This window comes from Neisseria sp. P0017.S009 (genome assembly GCF_051957375.1).
Taxonomy (GTDB): Bacteria; Pseudomonadota; Gammaproteobacteria; order Burkholderiales; family Neisseriaceae; genus Neisseria; species Neisseria perflava.
In genome coordinates this window covers 52,513-74,254 of the sequence record NZ_JBQCWL010000003.1, presented here as the reverse complement: position 1 = coordinate 74,254, position 21,742 = coordinate 52,513, and the positions used below count along the sequence as shown (strand labels likewise).

At 50.7% G+C, this 21,742-nt stretch carries 17 protein-coding genes; 9 read left to right on the top strand and 8 right to left on the bottom strand.

Going from position 1 to position 21,742, the window contains the following annotated elements:
• The first annotated feature begins 22 nt into the window (after positions 1–22).
• Together atpD and ACTHTG_RS04740 are read left to right on the top strand one after the other, a co-directional pair.
• Positions 23–1,420: a F0F1 ATP synthase subunit beta gene (gene atpD, locus ACTHTG_RS04745; RefSeq protein ID WP_003748111.1), complete on the top strand. Its 1,398-nt coding sequence runs from the start codon at positions 23–25 to the stop codon at positions 1,418–1,420.
• Between the two features lie 10 nt (positions 1,421–1,430).
• Positions 1,431–1,856 (top strand): F0F1 ATP synthase subunit epsilon, encoded by a 426-nt coding sequence (locus ACTHTG_RS04740; RefSeq protein WP_004519002.1) that lies wholly within the window; start codon positions 1,431–1,433, stop codon positions 1,854–1,856.
• A gap of 372 nt (positions 1,857–2,228) precedes the next feature.
• Here the strand turns inward: ACTHTG_RS04740 and ACTHTG_RS04735 are convergent, their stop codons facing one another.
• From ACTHTG_RS04735 to ACTHTG_RS04720, 4 genes are all read right to left on the bottom strand, one after another.
• Positions 2,229–3,941 carry a flotillin family protein gene (locus ACTHTG_RS04735; protein WP_004519001.1) on the bottom strand — a complete coding sequence of 571 codons (1,713 nt, stop codon included), beginning with the start codon at positions 3,939–3,941 and terminating at the stop codon, positions 2,229–2,231.
• Between the two features lie 206 nt (positions 3,942–4,147).
• Positions 4,148–4,813, bottom strand: coding sequence for a YqiJ family protein (locus tag ACTHTG_RS04730; protein WP_308538551.1), 666 nt, complete (start codon positions 4,811–4,813; stop codon positions 4,148–4,150).
• A 212-nt stretch (positions 4,814–5,025) separates the two neighbouring features.
• A complete protein-coding gene (locus tag ACTHTG_RS04725) occupies positions 5,026–5,694 on the bottom strand; it encodes a PspA/IM30 family protein (RefSeq protein ID WP_308538550.1) in 669 nt (222 codons plus the stop codon).
• 53 nt (positions 5,695–5,747) lie between these two features.
• Complete coding sequence (locus ACTHTG_RS04720; protein ID WP_049344991.1) at positions 5,748–6,248, bottom strand: hypothetical protein; 501 nt, start codon at positions 6,246–6,248, stop codon at positions 5,748–5,750.
• Between the two features lie 181 nt (positions 6,249–6,429).
• On the opposite strand from ACTHTG_RS04720, the gene polA reads away from it, so the two are divergent.
• The 4 genes from polA to ACTHTG_RS04700 all read left to right on the top strand — a co-directional run bounded on the left by polA (position 6,430) and on the right by ACTHTG_RS04700 (position 15,700).
• On the top strand, positions 6,430–9,246 hold the full coding sequence (gene polA, locus ACTHTG_RS04715; RefSeq protein ID WP_440360551.1) for a DNA polymerase I: 2,817 nt from the start codon (positions 6,430–6,432) through the stop codon (positions 9,244–9,246).
• Between the two features lie 82 nt (positions 9,247–9,328).
• Positions 9,329–10,069: a hypothetical protein gene (locus ACTHTG_RS04710; RefSeq protein ID WP_440360550.1), complete on the top strand. Its 741-nt coding sequence runs from the start codon at positions 9,329–9,331 to the stop codon at positions 10,067–10,069.
• Between the two features lie 109 nt (positions 10,070–10,178).
• Positions 10,179–12,170, top strand: a complete 1,992-nt coding sequence (locus ACTHTG_RS04705; protein WP_440360549.1) for an Eco57I restriction-modification methylase domain-containing protein — start codon at positions 10,179–10,181, stop codon at positions 12,168–12,170.
• A gap of 239 nt (positions 12,171–12,409) precedes the next feature.
• The gene (locus ACTHTG_RS04700) at positions 12,410–15,700 is read left to right on the top strand and encodes a DUF2339 domain-containing protein (protein ID WP_308538545.1); all 3,291 of its coding nucleotides are present in this window, start codon (positions 12,410–12,412) and stop codon (positions 15,698–15,700) included.
• Between the two features lie 86 nt (positions 15,701–15,786).
• On the opposite strand, the gene ACTHTG_RS04695 is transcribed toward ACTHTG_RS04700, so the two are convergent.
• Genes ACTHTG_RS04695 through dndC form a run of 4 tightly spaced genes read right to left on the bottom strand, consistent with a single transcriptional unit; the run spans position 15,787 to position 20,769 of the window.
• Complete coding sequence (locus ACTHTG_RS04695; RefSeq protein ID WP_070695271.1) at positions 15,787–17,373, bottom strand: FtsK/SpoIIIE domain-containing protein; 1,587 nt, start codon at positions 17,371–17,373, stop codon at positions 15,787–15,789.
• Between the two features lie 15 nt (positions 17,374–17,388).
• Entirely contained in the window at positions 17,389–19,434 is a 2,046-nt protein-coding gene (gene dndD, locus ACTHTG_RS04690; protein ID WP_049258440.1) for a DNA sulfur modification protein DndD, read from the bottom strand.
• A 2-nt stretch (positions 19,435–19,436) separates the two neighbouring features.
• Complete coding sequence (locus ACTHTG_RS04685; RefSeq protein WP_070695272.1) at positions 19,437–19,655, bottom strand: DNA modification system-associated small protein; 219 nt, start codon at positions 19,653–19,655, stop codon at positions 19,437–19,439.
• Complete coding sequence (gene dndC / locus ACTHTG_RS04680; protein WP_063076790.1) at positions 19,624–20,769, bottom strand: DNA phosphorothioation system sulfurtransferase DndC; 1,146 nt, start codon at positions 20,767–20,769, stop codon at positions 19,624–19,626. Before dndC ends, ACTHTG_RS04685 begins: the two co-directional genes overlap by 32 nt.
• A gap of 67 nt (positions 20,770–20,836) precedes the next feature.
• On the opposite strand from dndC, the gene ACTHTG_RS04675 reads away from it, so the two are divergent.
• The 3 genes from ACTHTG_RS04675 to ACTHTG_RS04665 are packed head-to-tail and all read left to right on the top strand — an operon-like array spanning position 20,837 to position 21,561.
• On the top strand, positions 20,837–21,088 hold the full coding sequence (locus ACTHTG_RS04675; RefSeq protein WP_049331660.1) for a helix-turn-helix domain-containing protein: 252 nt from the start codon (positions 20,837–20,839) through the stop codon (positions 21,086–21,088).
• Positions 21,085–21,291: a hypothetical protein gene (locus tag ACTHTG_RS04670; protein ID WP_004518983.1), complete on the top strand. Its 207-nt coding sequence runs from the start codon at positions 21,085–21,087 to the stop codon at positions 21,289–21,291. Before ACTHTG_RS04675 ends, ACTHTG_RS04670 begins: the two co-directional genes overlap by 4 nt.
• 12 nt (positions 21,292–21,303) lie before the next feature.
• Positions 21,304–21,561: a hypothetical protein gene (locus tag ACTHTG_RS04665; protein WP_004518982.1), complete on the top strand. Its 258-nt coding sequence runs from the start codon at positions 21,304–21,306 to the stop codon at positions 21,559–21,561.
• Positions 21,562–21,742 lie beyond the last annotated feature (181 nt).

Here is a 21,742-nt window from a genome sequence, read left to right as displayed (position 1 = left end):
AACAGGAAATTAGGATACGATAATGAGCCAAGGCAAAATCGTACAAGTTATTGGTGCGGTGGTTGACGTGGAATTTCCACGCGACGCTATCCCGCATGTTTACGATGCCCTGAAATTGGACGAGAACGGTCTGACTCTGGAAGTTCAACAGCTTCTGGGTGACGGCGTTGTCCGTACTATTGCAATGGGTAGTTCAGACGGCCTGAAACGCGGTATGTCTGTAAGCAATACTGGTGCGCCAATCACTGTACCGGTAGGTAAAGGTACATTGGGTCGTATTGTCGACGTATTGGGTACGCCTGTTGATGAAGCAGGTCCGATCGATACCGACAAGAGCCGTGCTATTCACCAAACTGCTCCGAAATTCGACGAGTTGTCTTCAACTACCGAATTGTTGGAAACCGGTATTAAAGTGATCGATTTGCTGTGTCCGTTTGCTAAGGGCGGTAAAGTAGGTCTGTTCGGTGGTGCCGGTGTGGGCAAAACCGTGAACATGATGGAATTGATCAACAACATCGCCAAAGCGCACAGCGGTCTGTCCGTGTTCGCAGGTGTGGGTGAACGTACCCGTGAAGGTAACGACTTCTACCACGAGATGAAAGATTCCAACGTATTGGATAAAGTAGCCATGGTGTATGGCCAAATGAACGAACCTCCAGGCAACCGTCTGCGCGTTGCTTTGACCGGTTTGACTATGGCCGAATACTTCCGTGACGAAAAAGACGAAAACGGTAAAGGTCGCGACGTATTGTTCTTCGTCGACAACATCTACCGTTACACTCTGGCCGGTACCGAAGTATCTGCACTGTTGGGCCGTATGCCTTCTGCAGTGGGTTACCAACCGACATTGGCTGAAGAAATGGGTCGTTTGCAAGAGCGTATTACCTCTACCCAAACAGGTTCCATCACTTCCATCCAAGCCGTATATGTACCTGCGGATGACTTGACTGACCCGTCTCCAGCGACAACTTTCGCCCACTTGGACGCGACCGTCGTATTGAGCCGTGACATTGCATCTTTGGGTATTTACCCGGCAGTTGACCCGCTTGACTCTACTTCGCGCCAATTGGATCCGATGGTATTGGGTCAAGAGCATTACGACGTAGCGCGCGGTGTACAGTCTACTCTGCAAAAATACAAAGAATTGCGCGACATTATTGCCATTCTGGGTATGGACGAATTGTCTGACGAAGACAAACTGACTGTGATGCGTGCCCGTAAAATTCAACGCTTCCTGTCTCAACCGTTCCACGTTGCAGAAGTGTTTACAGGTTCTCCAGGCAAATATGTCGCCCTGCGCGATACCATTGCCGGCTTTAAAGCCATCTTGAACGGCGAATACGACCATCTGCCTGAACAAGCGTTCTACATGGTAGGCGGCATCGAAGAAGCAGTTGAGAAAGCGAAAACCTTAAACTAAGGAGGTCGGCATGAGCGTCATGCAAGTTGAAGTGGTCAGTAGCGAGCAAAACATCTATTCGGGCGAAGCCAGCTTTGTGGTGGTTCCGACCGTTCAAGGTGAGCTTGGTATTTATCCACGACACGAGCCGATTATGAGTTTGGTACGCCCCGGCGCATTGCGTTTGACTGTTCCGGGTGAAGCTGAAGAAGTGCTGGTTGCCGTTTCCGGTGGCGTTTTAGAAGTACAGCCTGATAAGATTACCGTATTGGCAGACGTTGCCGTCCGCAGTACCGAAATGGATCAGGCGCGTGCTGAAGCAGCTAAAAAAGCAGCCGAGGCAGGTGTTTCTGCAGCCAAAGATGATAAATCTCTGGCCGAAGCGCACAAAGCATTGGCAGCAGCCATTGCCCAGCTGAAAACTTTGGATTACCTTCGTTCGCAAAAAAACAAGTAATGTGGGTTCATCAAGAAAAAGCACAACGAAATGTTGTGCTTTTTTATTTGCCTGAAGATAAGCAGCTTGGTATTGAAATGTCGATAGATGAGTAGATGGCAAACTTGAAATCGGAACGGTAGAACCGGTTTTTATGACTCAATTGTTGGCGGATCATTTTCAAAGCAGTTAGTCTTGTTATTTGGCTAAGAATAGCCTACTCAATCTTTTTTAACCACAAAAAGCAGGGTGGATAATTCCTAATTTATTGCAACCGCAACAGATCTGAATTGATCAGTATTGAAAATATTAGAATTTGCGGAAGCCCTTGTATAAACAAAAGGCCGTCTGAAACTTTTCAGACGGCCTTTAAACCATTATTACGGTATTCATTTATGATTGGTCGATGGTTTTATCCAGTCCTTGGGTCAGACCGTTGATGTCGCCACCATTCAGTCCCAACTCTTTCAATAGACCGTCAACCAACGGAGCTTGGCTGCGGTAGCGCAGGGCGCTGTTGACCATTTGATCGGCAAGGCTGGCTTGTGTGGTTTGGCCGTCTGAAACACCTTCCGCACCGTTTGCACCACCGGCAAAGCCACCCAGACCATTGACTTGCAAGATTTTGATGTCTTCGATTTTTTCCATCGGGCGGACGGATTCGCGGATGATGTCCGGCAGGTGTTTTAAGAGGGCAAGGCGGACTTGCATTTCAACCTGTTCAACGCTCAGGACGTTGGCAGCCTCGTTTACAGCGCGGGTACCTTCTGCATCAACCTTGTATTGTTGCTCTTGCGCTTGCGCCAACAGAATTTTGGCATCTGCCTCACCTTTGGCTTGCAGGCGGTGTTTTTCGGCTTCGGCTTCGGCGGCAATACGCACGGCTTCTGCGCGGTCTTGTGCGGCTTGTTTTTCGGCTTCGGCAGCAACAGTGAGCGAAATCGCATCTTTTTGCGCGGCTTCTTCTGCGGCAATCAATTCAACCGCTTTGGCACGCTCGGCGCGTTCGGTTTCGCGTACGGTAATCACGCTCTCTTCTTCGCGAACGGCGGCGGCGCGGGCTTTGTCGGCTTCGGCTTTGGCTTCGGATTCAGCACGCGATTTTTCGGCAACGGCGATGGCGCGGTCTTGCTCGGCCAATTCGATGGCTTTGCGGCGTTCAACCTCGGCCTGCTCAACGGCTTGGGCTTTTCTAATGTCTTCGTTTTTAATGTCGCGTTCGGCGGCAATGCGTTTCAAATCCACTTCGCGTTCAGCCGCAATTTTGGCTTCTTCCGCTTCACGTTTTTTCTGAGATTCTTGTTCGGCAATGCTGGCCTCTTGTTCGGCACGGCGGACGGCAATCTCACGCTCTTGTTCGAGTTTGGCGTATTCTTCTTCGCGCGAGATTTTCAGGCGTTGCTGCTCGGCTTCGAGGTTTTTGGTTTTGATTGCCAAATCGGTGTCTTGTTCGATTTCGTTACGTTTTTTGCGGCGGCCTTCGATGGTTTCGGTCAGTTTGGTCAAACCTTCCGCGTCAAAGGCGTTTTGCGGGTTGAAAAATTCGAAGCTGGTTTGGTCGAGGCCGGTCAGGGAAACGGTTTCGAGTTCGAGACCGTTTTTGAACAAGTCTTCACTCACGACTTGTTGTACTTTCTGAACGAAATCAACACGTTTTTCATGCAGTTCTTCCATCGCCATTTCGGCGGCAACGGCGCGTAGGGCGTCAACAAATTTACCTTCGACGAGGTCTTTCAACTCATCGGGAGACATGGTTTTCATACCCAGTGTTTGTGCGGCGGTCGCAATGCTCTCGGCGCTGGGTTTAACGCGGACGTAAAATTCCGCCATCACGTCAACGCGCATCCGGTCGCGGGTAATCAGCGCTTGTTGGGCTGCGCGGCGCACTTCAAGGCGCAGTGTATTCATGTTGACGGGGATGATTTCGTGCAATACAGGCAGCACCATCGCACCGCCGTTCATGATGACTTTTTCGCCACCAAAACCGGTGCGGACAAATGAGACTTCTTTGCTGGCACGGCGATACAGACGGGTCAGGATGAGGCCGAGTACAAACAGCGCGACGAGTATGACGCCGGCGATAGTGCCGATGGAGACCAAATTCATGGTTTTTCCTTTCTTCTTGTTAATATGCCTTTGGGGCGGTGGATTCAGAAGGCTTTGAGAGAAAGAGGCCGTCTGAAAGGGTTAAAAATATGTGAAATAATAGGGGGTGTTTTTTCTAATTTTTATCTCAAATTTCTAGATAGTGAGAATAGGGCGGTGAAGTATCTATTTTTCCCGTATCGATAAATCAGCGGTTTCAGACGGCCTTAATCAACCAAGCTGCCGCTCGGATTCAAAATCGCTTTAAATGTATTTCCGTTCAACGACACCAGCAATACTGCATCACCTTGTTTTAATACATCTTCAGAGTCAGGCTCTACCATCACATAATGCTGTTGGCCGTAAGCATCTTTCACGCGCACCTGCGCCGCATTGCCTACCCGAGCTTCGCCCAATACCACCGTGCCGACGCGGCCGATTAAACTTTCCTGCAAAACGGCAGTGGTTTCATCTTTCGGCATAATTTTGTACAAACCGCTAGCCGTCACGCGCACCAAGGGTAGGGAAATAAACCAAACAATGACTGCTGCCAGCGTGCCATTCAGATAACTGCCGAATACAGTGGCAAAGGCCGTCTGAAACAGATAACCCGTCAGTCCGTATACGGCAAGAAACATCACCATCAACATCAACACCGGGATACGTCCGACATACAGCCAGCTCAGGAAACGCACGAATATGCCTGCATCCGCCACATCCAATCCGACCTCGGCGTGCGCAGTTTCGGTCAGGCTGTCGGGCAACAGGTTGTCCAACCAGTCGCTGATACCGCCTGCCAGCATGGAAATGACTTCCAACACACCGAGCAAAACCATCAGCGCAATGGCAATGCCGAAGATTTCAGTTTCGGGGGCGTTGATTAAATTCCACATATTGCATTTCCTTATTCTTTTTAATTTTCAGACAGCATATATTTTATTTTAAAGTTAAGCAGATTGGATATGGGTTTTTTATTAATTTGTCGTAACTGACAGGATTTTTCCCAATCCGTCATCTTTTTGTTATTAAGGTGTGTATGGTTTTCTTTTTTCAGACGGCCCGTAGAGATAGAGGCCGTCTGAAACCGCGATTTTCTCAATATGGCTTATGATTTCGCTTTCAATGCCGCCAATCGTTCGGCAATACGGTTGTTGCGGCTCAAGTCTTCCAATTCCTTCAATTTTGCCAACTGCGCCGCATCGGTGCTGCTGTGTACCGAGTTTTGATGACCCATCACGCGGTCGAAAGCGTTGCCGCTTTTTTCGGCATCACGGGCAATGCGATTGAGGTCGCTGCCGTTGCCGCCGGCTGTTTTGCCTGTGCTCATGCTTTGCTGTGCGGCACGCCAGTCTTGCAACTGCTGCTGCATCTCGCGTTTTTTCGCCTGCAGGGCGGCGATAAAGCCTTCGAGCTCTTTTTCTTGTGCGGCACAATCGGCAATGGTGTTTTCCAAGATGGGCAGACGCGCTTCGATGTCCATCTGTTCGGCGATACCCGCTTCGGCAAGATCATCGCGACCGGCATCTACGGCGGCTTGCAGATTGGCATCGATGGCTTCATGGCGGTTGCTTTCATCAGCCATTTTCTTGGCGGCAAGGTGTTTCTGCGCCAACACTTTGCCTAACTCAGCACGCACTTCATCTACTGCACGCTCGATTTCGCGGATGCTTTCGTTCATTACCGCTTCAGGCGCGAGGTTTTCCGCCGCATCAATCAGGGCATGAAAACCGCCGCTCACCAGACGGCCTACTCGGCGGGATAGGGTTTCGCTCATTTGGATTTTCCTTTCACTAAAATGTGTTTGTTTCATTTGGTATGGCGGCAGTCTTAAACTTCATTTGCCTGCTGCACAATCTTTGCCAGTTTCAAAGTGTTTTCAAGTTGTTGCAATACCGTATCGTCGTATGCCGCACCTTTGCCGGTTACGGCGAGTTGCAAGATGCTGTCGGTGAGGCGGACGATGCGCCACATCAGTTCGCGTTCGTATTTTTTCAAATCGTCGAGGTCGGCTTCTTCAGGCAGGTCGGCGGCAAGCGTTGCGCCCAAGTCGGGCAGTTGTTCAAACAACCTTGCCACGATATGCGAATGCACCCCCGCCTGTTTTTCAGCGTGCAAGATTTCGTGTTTTGCCGCTTGGAAAAATTGCTCCTGCGCCGTCAGTGCGGAGCTGTAATCGCGCGTTTGCGTATGCGCCAAGCGCGCCAGTTTGAGCAGTTCGCGGATTTTTTCAGACGGCGTATTCGCACCTTCGATTTTGAGTTCAGCAATAAAATCAGCATCTTCTTGAGTGATGCGCACGCTGATTGGGATACGGTTCGTTGCATTCATATTCGTTTGTTTTAGTTTGTATTCATTTGGATACAAATATACAAGATGGGATTCTGCGGCGCAATACCTGAAACCGTATATTTATGTAAACATCAGGCCGTCTGAAACTTGATTTTCGGTTTTCAGACGGCCTTTTCCTTTATAATCCGTACATTATTTTCATACACACAGCAGGTTCTCCATGTCCAACAAACCCACTCTCCTTCTCGTTGACGGCTCTTCTTATCTTTACCGCGCCTATCATGCTATGGGTCAGAATTTATCTGCGCCAGATGGTGCGCCGACGGGTGCGCTTTATGGCGTGTTGAACATGTTGCGCCGGTTGCGGGCGGATTATGTGCACGACTATTGCGCGGTGGTGTTTGACGCGAAGGGCAAGAATTTCCGCCACGAGATGTTTCCCGACTATAAGGCGACGCGCCCGCCGATGCCGGACGATTTGCGCCCGCAGGCGGAAGCCTTGCCGGATTTGGTGCGCCTGATGGGCTGGCCGGTATTGGTGATTCCGCAGGTGGAAGCGGACGACGTTATCGGCACTTTGGCTAAGATGGCCAGTGAAGCAGGGTGGAACGTGGTGGTGTCCACCGGTGATAAGGACATGGCGCAGCTGGTGAACGAGCGCGTGACGCTGGTGAACACGATGAGTGGCGAAACGCTGGACATTGAAGGCGTGAAGGAAAAATTCGGCGTGCGCCCCGACCAAATCCGCGATTATCTCGCGCTGATGGGCGACAAGGTGGACAACGTGCCGGGCGTGGAGAAGTGCGGCCCGAAAACGGCGGTGAAGTGGCTGGAAGCCTACGGCTCGCTGGCCGGTGTGATGGAACACGCTGCGGAAATCAAGGGCAAGGTCGGCGAAAACCTGCAAGCCGCTTTGGAACAACTGCCGCTGTCGTATGACTTGGTAACGATTAAAACCGATGTGGACTTGCACGCCGAGCTTTCAGACGGCCTCGAAAGCCTGCGCCGCACTTCGCCGAAATGGGCGCAGCTGGTTGTCGATTTCAAACGCTGGGGCTTCCGCACTTGGCTGAAAGAGGCGGAAAGCCGTATGCACGAAGCGCAAAACACAGATTTGTTCGGCAGCGAGCATATCGGCGAACAGGCCGCATTGGCGATGGAAACACAGCCTGAAAAACAACCCGAACTCGCCCCAGCCCCTGAAAAACTGGATTATCAAGCCATTACCACCGAAGCGCAGTTTGCCGCCTTGTTGGACAAACTGGCGCAGGCGGAAAAAATCGGCATCGACACGGAAACCACATCCCTAGACGCAATGAATGCCGCGCTGGTCGGTATCAGCATCGCGTTCCAAGCAGGCAAAGCGGTTTACATCCCCGTAGGACACAGCCTGACTGCCGCGCCAGAACAGCTTGATTTGCAAGACGTATTAGGCCGTCTGAAACCGCATTTGGAAAATCCTGCCCTGAAAAAAATCGGGCAAAACCTCAAATACGACCAACACGTTTTCGCCAACTACGACATCGCCCTGAACGGCATTGCCGGCGACGCCATGCTCGCTTCCTACATCATTGAGAGCCATCTCGGACACGGTTTGGACGAATTGTCCGAACGCTGGCTCGGCTTGGAAACCATTACCTACGAATCGCTGTGCGGCAAAGGCGCAAAGCAAATCAGTTTTGCTGACGTTGCCATCGGACAGGCGACCGAATACGCCGCCCAAGACGCCGATTTCGCCCTGCGCCTCGAAGCACACCTGCGCGCGCAGATGGACGCCAAACAGCTTGAAATGTATGAAAAAATGGAGCTGCTCGTTGCGCAAGTATTGTTTGAAATGGAACGCAACGGCGTACAAATTGACCGCGCCGAACTCGCCCGCCAAAGCGCGGAACTCGGCGCCGAGCTGATGAAGCTCGAACAAGAAGCCTACGCCGCCGCAGGCCAGCCGTTCAACCTCAACTCGCCCAAACAGCTTCAAGAAATCCTGTTCGACAAAATGGGCATCCCCACCAAAGGCCTGAAAAAAACCGCCAAAGGCGGCATTTCCACCAACGAAGCCGTGCTCGAACAGCTCGCGCCTGACTACCCCCTGCCCAAAATCATCCTGCAAAACCGCAGCCTGGCAAAACTCAAATCCACCTACACCGACAAACTGCCCGAAATGATTTCCCCCAAAGACGGCCGCGTGCATACCACCTACGCCCAAGCCGTCGCCATTACCGGCCGCCTCGCCAGCAATAACCCCAACCTGCAAAACATCCCCATCCGCACCGCCGAAGGCCGCCGCGTGCGCCGTGCCTTCACCGCACCGCAAGGCAGCGTCATCGTTTCCGCCGACTATTCCCAAATCGAGCTGCGCATCATGGCGCACCTCTCCGGCGACAAAACCCTGATTACCGCGTTCCAAAACGGAGAAGACGTACACCGCCGTACCGCCGCCGAAGTGTTCGGCATCTCCCCCGAAAACGTCTCGTCCGAACAACGCCGCTACGCCAAAACCATCAACTTCGGCCTGATCTACGGCATGGGCCAATATGGCCTTGCCAAATCATTGGGCATCGACAACATCTCCGCCAAAAACTTTATCGACCGCTACTTCGCCCGCTACCCCGGCGTCGCCGAATACATGCAGCGCACCAAAGAACAAGCCGCCGCACAAGGCTTCGTCGAAACCCTGTTCGGCCGTCGCCTCTACCTGCCCGACATCCACAACAAAAACGCCAACGCCCGCGCCGGAGCCGAACGCGCCGCCATCAACGCCCCCATGCAAGGTACCGCCTCCGACCTCATCAAACGCGCCATGATAGACGTATCCTGCTGGCTTTCAGAGTGCGAAGCCTCCCCGTGGGACGACCTCTTGCAAAGCAAACTGATCATGCAGGTGCATGACGAACTGGTGCTGGAAGTACCCGAAGCCGAACTGGATTTGGTCAAAGAAAAACTGCCGCAGATTATGGCGAAAGTGGATGAAGGGATGTTGAACGTGCCGCTGGTGGCTGAAGTGGGTGTGGGGATGAATTGGGAAGAGGCGCATTGAGTTCAGGAAAGTTCCACTACCTCATGTAGTCTGAAAAATAAATTCAACCGTCTGAGAAAAGATCAACTAAACAGGAAAAAACATGCTGGAAACTGCTCATCAACAAGTTGTACAACTAATTGAAGACTTCAAAACCAACTCTGATTACTACCTCTCACCAAGTTATACCGAAGCTGCTGTCCGTCAAGATTTTATTGATAAATTCTTTACGGCATTAGGCTGGGATGTGGCACATAATCATCAGAAAAATCCATATCAGCAAGAAGTTAAAGTAGAAAAAGCCCAAAGACAGGAAGGTTCTCAGGCACAGAAACGTGCCGATTACGCTTTCCACCTTGCGCCAGATTATCGAACCGTACAATTTTTTGTCGAGGCTAAAAAACCAAGCCGTACATTGCGGAAAAATCAAGCTGACTATTTTCAGACGGCCAAATACGGCTGGAACTCACAAACAGGGGTATCCGTACTGACCGATTTTGAGGAATTCGTCATTATCGACTGCCGACACAAACCTGACTTTGATACTGCCTTATCTACTGAAATTAAATACTATACCTACACTGATTTTCTTAACCAAGATACATTTGCCGAAGTCTTCTGGCTGTTTTCACGCGAAGCCGTAGCTGCAGGCAACCTACAAGCCTATATCAGCAATCTGCCCAAACCCAAAGGTAAAAGCGGCAAACAAGGCAATTTATTCGGCGGCGGTGCATCTATTGATGATAGTTTTCTTGAATACATCGACGAAATCCGTCTGCAAATGGCGCAAGCCTTTTACACCGGCAATCCTAATCTTGACAACTATCAATTGACCGAAGCCTGAAAATCTGCTACATAATATTGCCAATGCAGCCAAACCGTGGAAAAAATTTATTGCAGAATGCCGCCACCTCGATATCAAATACAACGGCATTGTGTTTAAGCCGCATTTCATGGATAAAGATGGTTTTCTCGGCGCTGACGAAGCTCAATTCCGAGAAATTGCAGCTGATCTTGACCATACCAACACCCCTTACGATTTCAATTACATCCCCATCCACATTCTTGGTAACATTTATGAACGCTTTTTAGGTAAAGTTATCAGTATTCAAGATGGTAAAGCTCTTATTGAGCAGAAACCTGAAGTCCGTAAAGCAGGCGGGGTGTTTTATACGCCCAAATACATTGTAGATTACATTGTCGAACACACTGTTGGCCCATTGTTAGAAAAGGCGCGGTATCCATCCAAAGTTGCCGAACTGAAAGTCGCCGATATTGCTTGTGGTAGCGGTAGCTTTTTGATTGGAGTGTACGGTAAACTTTTAGATTGGTATCGCAGCTATTACAATCAGTACCCCACTGCTGCTAAAGAAGCAGGCTGCCATTGGGACGAAGAAAACGGCGTGTGGGTATTGTCAATTCGACAGAAGCAACAAATCTTGCTTGATAATGTCTATGGTGTGGATATTGATATGCAAGCAGCCGAAGTAACCCAAGTTTCCCTCTTTCTCAAGCTTTTGGAAGATGAAACTATGGTGACTGCTAACGAAATGAACGTCTTGTTTGCCGAAAAAATCCTGCCTGATTTGAGTGGCAACATCAAATGTGGCAATGCACTCATCGGCTACGATATCATGGACAATCTGCCCGATTTTGATCGTCCACACCAACGCAGTATCAACCCATTTGAATTCGAACAAGCCTTTCCCAAAGTTTTCAGACGACCTCAAAAAGGCTTTGACGCAATAGTCGGCAATCCACCCTACGTCAAAGTCAGCAGCAAAGAGCAAAAAGATCAACGTGCCTATTTCGAGCAACATTATCAACATCAAAACTACCAATACGACCTCTACTTGCTCTTCCTTGAGCGTAGTGGCGCACTTTTGGCGGAAAATGGCAAAATTGGCATGATTGTGCCGAATACATGGCTGCAATCTCTCACTTACACTGAGATCCGACGTTATCTACTCAATGATTACCGATGGCAGAAAATTTTGCACGGCAAAGAACACATTTTCGATGCTGTTGTCGATACCCATGTCTTGATTTTTGAAAAAGGCCGTCTGAACGGTAAAAATCTATTTGACGTAGAAATGGCAGAAAACTGCCAAATTTCGTCTTACCAGCGGCTTGACCAGAACCACTTCGACAAACAAGGCGGCATCATCAACATTCTTGCCACTCCTGAAGAAACTACTCTGTTTGAGAAAATCAAAAAACAGTCTATTGCATTGCAAGACTGCACTATTGTTTACAACGGGGTGAAACCATTTGAAAAAGGCAAAGGTAATCCGCCGCAAAGCAAAGAAACTGTCAAAGACAAACCTTACGTTAAAGAAGATTGCCCCAAGCCCGAAGGTGAGAACTGGAAGCCGCTGATGCGCGGCAGTTTGATGAACAAATACATCAGCTACTGGAACGAAGACTCGTGGATACAGTACGGTGAATGGCTGGCAGCACCACGTCAACCGGAAATCTTTTCCGCTCCCGAAAAGATCATCGTCCGCCAAACTGCCGACCGAATCATTGCTACTCTCATTGGCAAAGACATTATCTGTCGGAATAATCTACATATTTTGATTTCGGAGAAGGTAAACCAAAAATTTATTTTAGCAGTCTTAAACTCTAAACTGATCGATTTTTGCTATTACCAGCTCAATCCTGAAAGCGGTGAAGCCTTGGCAGAGGTCAAAAAAGCCCATGTTGAGCAACTGATGTTGCCAAAAGTGAGTCGGACAAACCAAACCTTGCATGATCAACTGGTCAAACTTGCCGACCAAATGCTTCAAGCCAAACAAAACGCAAAAACTGCTGAAACCGAATCTGACCAAACCTTCTATAATCAGCACATTGCCTTTTTAGATGACAAAATCAACCAAACTGTCTATCAGATGTACGGTTTGAATGATGCAGAAATTGCTCTGATAGAAAAGCGTGCGGGATAAACAAAAATATCGATTTGTCGCGTTAGTATCTCAAGGCAAGTATGCGATAGTTGAAATTCACAACACACCCAAGGCCGTCTGAAAATCCCTAAATATTTTCAGACGGCCTTTTTCTATTCCGATTCTTTATATTCTATTCGCCGTATGCTTTTATTCTAGGCCTTTTGTCTCTTTTTTTCATGAATAATGTTGCCGGTGTTACAATCGGCATATTCTTATTGTTATCAAACAGGTGTTTCATGCAGTTTTTTGGCCTGCTTATTCCTATTATTATCGGCTATTTTGCTGATGAGATGTTCACTGGCGTTATTATTGGGTCGTTGTTTTGGCTGGTTGCTTGGTCAATCGCCAAACAACGCCAAGAAGAGCGTTTGGCTGAATCTGCTACGGCAGGCGACAGGATGCAGAAGCTGGAGCAGGAAATCGAGCTGCTGAAACGGCGTTTGTCGGTGTTGGAACATGAGGCTGTCCGTGATGAGGCGAAAGTAGGACAGGGGCTTGAGGCTCGGGCTGTTTCCGATGTTCAGACGGCCTCTGAGCCGCTTCATGTTCGGGTTGAGTCTGAGGCGGAAGCTGCGCCTGTTAAGCAGAAAATTGAAGAGGCGTTTGCACCTTCTTTTTCTATACCTATTAATCCTGTTTCTGCCAAGGCTGCTGCTTCGTCTGAGCCTGTTGTGGAATCGGAAGTTGTTGAGGCGGTTGCTCCGGTTGCTGCTGAACAAGCAGGGTTGCCTAAAGAAGAGGCTGTTGTTGCTTCGATGCCGTCTGAAAGCGAAGAAGCGCCATCGCGTCAATTCGTTATCCATAAAGCTCAGTCGGAAGGCGGAGAGTACAAGTTTTCCGATAATCCGATTGTTGCTTGGTTCTTGCGCGGTAATCCGCTGTTGAAAACCGGTATTGTGGTGCTGTTCCTCGGCTTGGCGTTCCTCTTGCGCTATGCCTCCGAGCGGGTTCATGTGCCGGTGGAACTGCGTTATCTGACTGTGGCAGGCGCGGGTTTGGCGGCGGTGGTCGGCGGCTGGAAGCTGCAAAGCCGTAAGCGTGAATATGGCTTGGTGTTGCAGGGTTTCGGCGTGGCGGTGATGTATTTGACGGCGTTGGCGGCGTTGAAACTGCATCCGCTGCTGCCTGTGTCGGTCGTGTTCGGGCTGATGGTGGCGATGGTTGTGCTGATGGCGTGGCTGGCGGTAAGGCAGAACGCGCAGATTATGGCGCAGGTTGCTTTAATCGGCGGTATGGCCGCGCCTTTGCTGACTTCAGACGGCAGCGGCAATTATTTGGTGCTGTTTTCTTATCTTGCCCTACTCAATGCCGGTGTGGCCGCGATTGCTTGGTTTAAGGCATGGCGTCCGCTGAACCTGACGGGCTTTGTCGCTACTTTTGCGATTGCCGCGCTGTGGGGCATGCGAAGTTATACGCCGCAACATTTCGCCACTACCGAGCCTTTCCTGATTTACCACTGGCTGCTCTATACCTTTATCGCGTATCTGTTCGCACGCCGTAAGTTGACGGAAAACAGCGAAGACGGCGTTACGCCGATTGCCGACAATGCGACTTTGGAAGAAATCGGCAAGAGTATTTATACACACGGCCTGCGCGTTCATGTCCTCGACCATACTTTATTGTTTGGCACGATGGCGGCGGCGTTCGGCCTGCAATACCGCATGGTGGAGCATTGGCCGTCCGCGGATGCGCTTTCTGCATTGGGTTTTGCCGCTGTTTACGGATTGGCGGCGCTGCTGCTGAAACGTCAGCAGGGTTTGTATATTTTGCGTCAGGCGTTTTTTGCGTTGGCGGTGTTGTTCCTCACGATTGCCGTTCCGCTTTATTTTGAACCGAGCAATACGGTCATTTTGTGGAGTGCTGAATCCGCACTGGTTTATTTCTTCGGTTTGCGCCAACAGCGTCCGCATATCCGTTTGGGTGCGCTGATGGTTTATCTCTTGGCGGCGCTGATTCAGTTGGGCAATTATCAGGGTTTCGGCACGGATACCGTTCTGGAAGGGCAGTGGTTTACGACGATTGTGGTGTTGCTTGGCGGGGCGGCGATTTACTTGCTGTGGTATTTCTCGCGTCGCGAAGGTTCTGCGCAATGGGAAAAATCCGTTCAGACGGCCGTGTTGTCTGCCGCCTTGCTGTACATCTCTATTTTGCCTTTGCTTTTCTTGGCCGACCAAGGCAGCATTGTCGCTCTCTCCGCTTTGGCAGCGGCGTGGGCATTCTGCCGGCGCAAACATGAGCCGAATGTATTTATCACATTTGTCTTGGGCAATGTATTGTTCGCCCTGTTGCTGCAATCCAGCATCATTTATGAATCCCAAGGCTTCCTGAGCCATCTGTACCTTATTGCCGCTACGCCTTTGCTGTTTGCGGCTGCCTACGCGCTGCAATATCCGCGTGTGCCGGTTGCAAGCGAAAAGCCGGAAGGAAACGAGGTTTACTTTGCGAAGGTTGCAGGCTGGATCATCCTGCTTACAGCGTTGGCGACAGGCAGCTACGCCCTCTATATGCAATGGACAGGCGAGGAAACCCTGTTTATCGAGTTGTGGATGTGGCCGATATTTGCCGGCTTGCTGCTGTTTGCCAAACGTTTGAAATGGGAAGAGCTTCTGCAGGCAAACTTGGCATTCCTGCCCGTGTTTGCCCTGCATTTCGTCTTCTATCATACCGAACACGCATGGACAGCCGCCGCAGCCTTGCCGCTTGTCGCCGCCAGCGTGTTGAACTTCATTATTTTGAACAATTATCCACGCCCTGATCTGATTTGGTTACACAAACTCAATATCACGATACTTGGCATACTTTGGACACTTTGGACCGCGCTGTATGTCGGCGGCCTCCTATCCGGCGTTTGGGCGCAGCTCTCATGGCTGGTTGTGCCTTTGGCGATGTGGGTTGTTTTCCATACGCAGCGCCAACGTGGATTTTTCAGACGGCATCAAGCCATTTATCAGCATTTTGCTATGCCGTTGTGCGCCCTTGCCGCTGCCTGTTGGATGCTGTGGACCAACTTCTCCACGCCGTTCCAACCTTTGCCGTTGCCGTATATTCCCGTGCTTAACCCATTGGAACTTGCCAGCGCCGGTATGCTTTGGTTTGCCCTGAAATCTTTGCCCGAAGCCTTGCCACCCGACCTTCGCCGTACCACGGCAACCACAGTTTCCGCCTTGGCATTTATGCTGATCAGCGTAGGCGTGATGCGCGTATGGCATTTCTACGACGGCATTACTTGGCGTCTCGACATCATGCTCCAATCCTTCGGCCTGCAAGCCAGCCTCTCCGTCGTTTGGGCAGTAACCGCCATCATCTTGATGGTACTCGGCAACCGCCGCAAACAGCGTTCCTACTGGATGACAGGCGCGACGCTGATGGGCATCGTGGTCGTCAAACTCTTCCTGATCGAGCTTTCCAACAGCGGCGGTATCGAGCGCATTGCCTCCTTCATCATCGTCGGCTTGCTGTTGCTTCTGGTCGGCTGGTTTGCCCCCGTTCCGCCCAAAGCAGAGAATGATGGCGAACCTAAAGCCTAATCACTAATCCCCAAAGGAAAAGACCGTCTGAAACCCCATTTAAGTTTCAGACGGCCTGAGACCTTTGCAAAGGATGGTTGAACAAATTATACATTATACCCGTGCAGAAAACGTGCTGCTTCATTGTTCCATTTGACCAAATGATCGCCTTTGGCCGTCAGGTTTTCAGCACCGCGCTCGCCCAAGATAATCTCGGAAGACTGGCGTTTGCCTGTTTTCAACGCAATTTTGGTCGGCAGGTTGTCACGTAGGCGGCCGCTGAGTGTTTTCGCATCGGGGCGTTGCGTTGCCAATAACAGATACATTCCTGCGGAGCGCGCTTTTTGTGCCAGCCGTACCAAATGCCCTTCTGCGTCACTGCTGACATCGATAAGGTCGGCCAGTTCGTCAATCACGATAACAACATATTTTGGACGGGCGTGCTGTGGGACTTCTGCAATATCCTTTGCAGCGTATTCGTCCATCAGGCGGTATCGTTTATCCATCTCGTCAGCAAAAGACGACAATATTTCAGCAGCTTCTTCCGCATCGCTGACTATGCGCCCCTGCCATAAATTCGGACGGTCTTTGAAGGCGGCGAAATCCGCAGAAACTTTGCAATAACACACGACGATTTCCGTTTCATTCTGAGGAGCGAGTTCGAACAGGGAAGCCAGCATTGAGCGCACCAGTACCGATTTCCCAGCCCCCGTTTCCCCGCCTACCATCACATGCGGCGCGGTGGCAAAATCTTGAAACACGGGTTCGCCGCGTTCGTCCAAACCGATACACACTGGCAATCTGAATTGCTGTGCCGATGCGCGGTATTGCTGTAAGGCCGTCTGAAACTCACTTTGCCCGTATTGCCGCCAAGTGTCTTGCGGGCGCAGGATATTGATGTGCCATGTATTGGCTTCGCCGCGTATGCGTCCGCAGCGCATTTCGTCATCGCCGATGCCTAATTCGGAGCAAATCTGGCTGTGGTATTTTTCCAAATCCACATAGCAGTCGAACTGTACGCGCAAGCAGTCGTAGCGCACGCCGACGTATTCTAGTTGTATCGTGCCGCCCTTGCCGACTGTTTTGTCCAGTGCGGTTTTAAGTTTGATGCGGGCTGCATCGAGTGTTCCGACATTTTCTGCGGGAAATTCGCTTGAACTAGAAATCTCTCCTGCATGTTGCCGTCCGCTACTGTTTTTAACAGCCAATTCAGCCAATTCGTTCAAAAAGGCCTGCCGTTGTGCCAAATCGTCATCGGGTTTGAATTGTCTGCAACGTTCCCAAAACGCATGCAAACCAAGCGCGCCGGTATGCCACAGGTCGGCAATTAGTTTGTACAAATCATCTTTTCCCGCCAGTTTCCCTTGCCTGATGTGGAACAGGGTTTCGCTCAACAGGGCAAGCCAAAGCCGCGAATGGTCTTGAAAGCAGGTTTGGAAAGAAGGGATGTCGATGCCTTTGGTATCGGGGGCGGCAGTCAAATTTTCCGGCTGGCGAGCCCAGCCTTTGGCAAAGCAATAGCCGATACAGAGTACCGCCCACTCGTAGTTGTTGTCCAGATGCGGCAACGCACCTGCGTGGGTGAGTTTTTCGCGTATGGCTTTGGCTTCGCTGCTGGAAATAATGTGTTTGTCGCTAATCAGGGTATGGAAATAGTCGGAATCCCACTGGCGGTTGTCTGGCAGCAGATACATGTATTGTTCCTTTAATTATTCGAAATAAACATCGGCAGTTACACGTGAACATGCGCCCGCGCTGTCCAGTGATTCGGCTTCCACCAGATAGGTGCGGCCGATATGCGGGTCGAGACGGCGGTACACTTCGGGGGTGATTTCGGTGTCCTGCGACAACAAAATCACCTGCTGTTCCAGCCCACTCCAATGCTTGAACAAACCTTCTCGGTGGCCCTCATCCAAACGTGCCAAAGGGGTATCGATGACAAAGGGGGCAGGATAGTGGGTAACTTCCGCCAATGCCGACACCAGCGACATAATCAGAATTTGCATTTGTCCGGCCGACAAATCGACCTGCGCTTCCCTGCCGTCGCGGCCGTAAAGCCCCATCCTTCCGTCGGCTTCGATGCTGATTTTGTGGATGCGGTCATCGTGTGCAATGGTGCGGTTGATGCGGGTGGCGGTTTCACCGATTTCACCCGCCTTTTGCCGCATTAGAGCATCGGTCAATGCGGCAATAACTTTTTCTACCTGTCCCGCACGGCGCGACTTCACCATCAGCGGGTTGCTGTCGCTGATTTTGTCTTGCAGTTTGCTGACTTCATCCTTTTTGCGCCGGCATTCTTTTTCTTTTTCCAACACGTTGCTTTTCAGGCTGCCCGAACGTTCTTTCAGTATATCGGCCTGCTTGTTCGCCTGTTTGAGCTGTTCCACCAGTTCGTCTTTGTTGCTGCCTTTGAGCAGCTCCAATTCTTCCAAGACTTGTTTTTGTTCGCTCCGCCGCTGTTCGATATCGGCCAGCAGGCTGCCTATCCTTCCTTGTGGCATACCCTGTATGCGGCTGATTTCGTTTTGGATTTCAGCATGGGCGTTTTTCGAGAGATAGTTGTGCTCGATAGTTTCGGCGCAATTTTCAGGCAACGGGTAAAATAATTCGTTCCAGCATTCGGCTACAGCTTCCTTCATCAGCGGGTCTTCCAAAATGGCGCAAGCCGAACGCCCCAATACTTCTTTGACTTTGCCGCTGCCGACAAACGCGCTCCAAAAATCGTTTACCCGTCCCGCAATCTGCTCCCTGCCGGCTTCATGGTGCAGGCGGTTGGCTTCTCGTTCGAGTTTGATTTTTAGCGCGTTCAGGCCGTCTGAAGGCAGGAAGGCCAGCGGCATGGCTTTAACCGCCGCCTTGACCTTCGCATTGAAATCGTCCATTTCCTTCTCCAGCCGTTCCCGCTGCATCAGCAAATCCTGCGAAGTGCGGATGTCGCTGCCGCCGCCGATCTGCTGTTGCAGCCTGCTTCTTTCCGCATCCCAATGCGCCCATTCCTGTTGTACTTTTTCCCATTCTTCACGGAATACATCATATTGCACTTGGGCAGAAGTCAATGCGCTTTCGGCTTTGTCCAAATCTTCCTGCATCTTTTTGCCCGCGTTCTCGGAAATGCAGCGTTTGCGGTAATCGCCAAGGCTGTCTGCAAGCCGCGTCAGCAGGGTTACGCCCAACAGGCCTTTCAGGGCGGTATTGAGCCACATACCCGTGCCGCTGCGTTCTGCAGCCTGCACGATTTTTTCGCCGTCGAAAAAGAAAAACGGTGCATAATCGAACGGCAGGGCGTAAGTGTTGAGATATTTGTCCAATTCGGCTAAATCGACAGGCAGGTAGCGGTCGTCAACCAGCACGTCTGCCCGCGTTTCGGTGCTTTCGCGTTCAAATTGCCTTTTCTCATTGAAATGCCATTTCCGGCGGATTTTCAGGCCGCAAATCTTACCTTGCCGCCGTTGGCGGATTTCAATTTCCAGCTCGATGCGGTATCGGCCGTATTGCGGCGCTGCTTTGTGATGCAGGGCAGCCTGCAGGAAATTCGGGTAATTGACATCTTTGCTGTTCAAGCCGGCCCGCTGCAAATGGCTGACCGCATCCGCGTCATACAGGCACAGGTAAACCGCTTCCAACAAAGTGGTTTTGCCGTGCCCGTTCATCGCGCCGATTAAAACAATGTTCTGCCCGTTTTTCGGTTCGGGAAAGGAGAAGGCCGCTTCTTGGTAGGATTTGAAATTAAGCAGCCTGATTGAATGTATCCACATATTCAGCCCCAATATTTCCTGTTTTCAAAAACTTCATCGAATACTTCGGTCATGCCGCGTTTGCGGATCCGTTCCTGTTGCTCGCGCTCCCATGCCGCCAAATCGGCCAGCGCATCGGGCGATACACCATGTTCGGCAGCGATTTTCTCTATCAGGTTTCTGGCATTTTCATCACTCCACAGCAGCAAATCAGCCACCTGTTCCCGTGTTTCCGTCTTCATTTTTATTCCTTGAGTAAGTGTTAATCAGATCTTCCGTCCAAATTCGCTTGATTAGGTCGATTTCGTCCTGCGAAATCAGTTCTTCGCCGAAAGCAGCCTGCACTTTTAGCAGCTTCGCCAGCATTTCCTGCCGCGCTGCGATGGTGAACGGGCCGGGGATGTGTTTGCCGCCTTTGAACGTGAGTTTTCCGTTGCGCCGTTCGGCCTGGCGGTATTCGGGTTTGTTGCGGATGTCCACCAGCCAGTCGCGGTATTCGATTAACGGTGTGAATTCGGTTTTCCCCGCGTCCACAAAGCCCTGCAGGCTTCTGTCCTTATTGACCACCGTGCACGTCCAGCAGCCGAAGCGGCTGGAATTGGTGCCGCAACCGGGGGCTTCTTCCTGCGACAGCACAATCGGACATTCGCCGCCGGCGGCTTCGCGGTAGAGCTTGATTAAATCGCTGTGTGCGCCTCCCCAGGGCGGGTCGTTGGCAGCAAGGAATTCCCACACGTCGTCGGTACTCAAATCGACAATCGGTCGGTACACCAACGCGTTTTTCAAATCACTGTGCGGGGTCAGATTGCTGTTTTCCAAGTTTTGGTGGCTTTCGATACTTGCTTTGCGGGTGGCAGATTCGTCTTTGCGCACGCCCAGTACGATGATGGCTTTGCCGTTTTCGTTTACTTTTTGCAGGATGTAGCCGCTAGTAGGCTGGATTTTCAGGCGGTCGGTGCACCAGCGCATTGAGCGGTTAGGCGTGGGGTAGCCTTTGCCGATGAGTAGCGTCCAAAAGGTGTCCTGCAATTTCGGCACGGTGATTTCGCCGCTGACGGGCAGCCTGAAAATTTCAGCGGCACGCAGAATTTCTGCCAAAGATTGGCGCATGTGTTTCACTACCAGCGGGCTTTCCACCAGCGTGTCGTTGGAAATGAAGAACACCTGCCGCGTCCGCAGCATCGGCGGCAGCGAAAGCAGCATGTCAAACACCAAATGGGCGACAAGGGTGCTGTCCTTGCCGCCTGAAAAGGTAACAATCCAAGGGTAGTGCTGCGTTTCGCTTAAATATTCTTCAGTGATGTTTTGGCGTATAGCGTCGAACGGGTTGGCAGGGTGTATGGGTATTACGGTCATTTTTATACATATTTCTTATTTGCACCTAAAACAGGTGCATGCGTGATTGTACCTAAAATCGGAGCGCATGAGAAATATTCGTTTGTCGGTACACTCTGCCGAACACACCTATTTGCGACAACTCCTTATCCGCAGAAGATTGGATTTGGGGTTGTCGCAGCGTGCATTGGCGGAACGGATGAATGTGGTGCATTCGTTCGTAGGAAAAGTGGAAACAGGTGACAGGCGGCTGGATATCTTTGAGTTTATTGATTATTGCCGCGCATTGAATTGGCAACCGGAGGAGGTATTGCAAAGTTTGCAGGAGGAAGCGGTATGAAAGATTTGGCAGCATTATTAAAATATGCGGAACAATTCCGCAGCCTGCATACAAGTTTTACACAAGCAAACAACCGTGCCCCGCATAAATTCATCCTTCTATACAGTTTATGCCTGCTGTATGAATCAGGCAGCCTGCACACAGAAAAAATTGATTTTTCGGATACGCTTTTGGAAGAATGGCAGGCAATATTCAGACAGTAATGGCAGCGGTGGGTGGCAAACGCATACCACCAAGAAAATTTCGGCATGCCGCTCTACCACATGAGGACCGAGCCGTTTTGGTATTTTTGTGTCAAACCTGGTATGGAAGATGCATTCGAACAAAAAAACCGCATGAAGGCTTTATCCAGCCTGCGTCAAACTGTTTCGGGCGTAGAAATCGATGCACTACTCGCACGGCTGCTTCGGCAGGCCGAAACGCGGGTGGTGCTGCAGGATGTGCTGTTGGCACAATTGTTTGAAATCTTATGAGCAGGGAAACGAGTGAAATTTAAAGTGCAGGCTGCTTTTTCATCACCCCAAAAGCAGCAGCCGTAGGTCGGATTCTCGAATCCGACATTTTCCAACAGCGTTTTTTTCGGAAACGATAGACGCGTCAATGTTTTTGTTGGATACGAGTATTCAACCTACATTTCTACTTCTGGATTCCCGC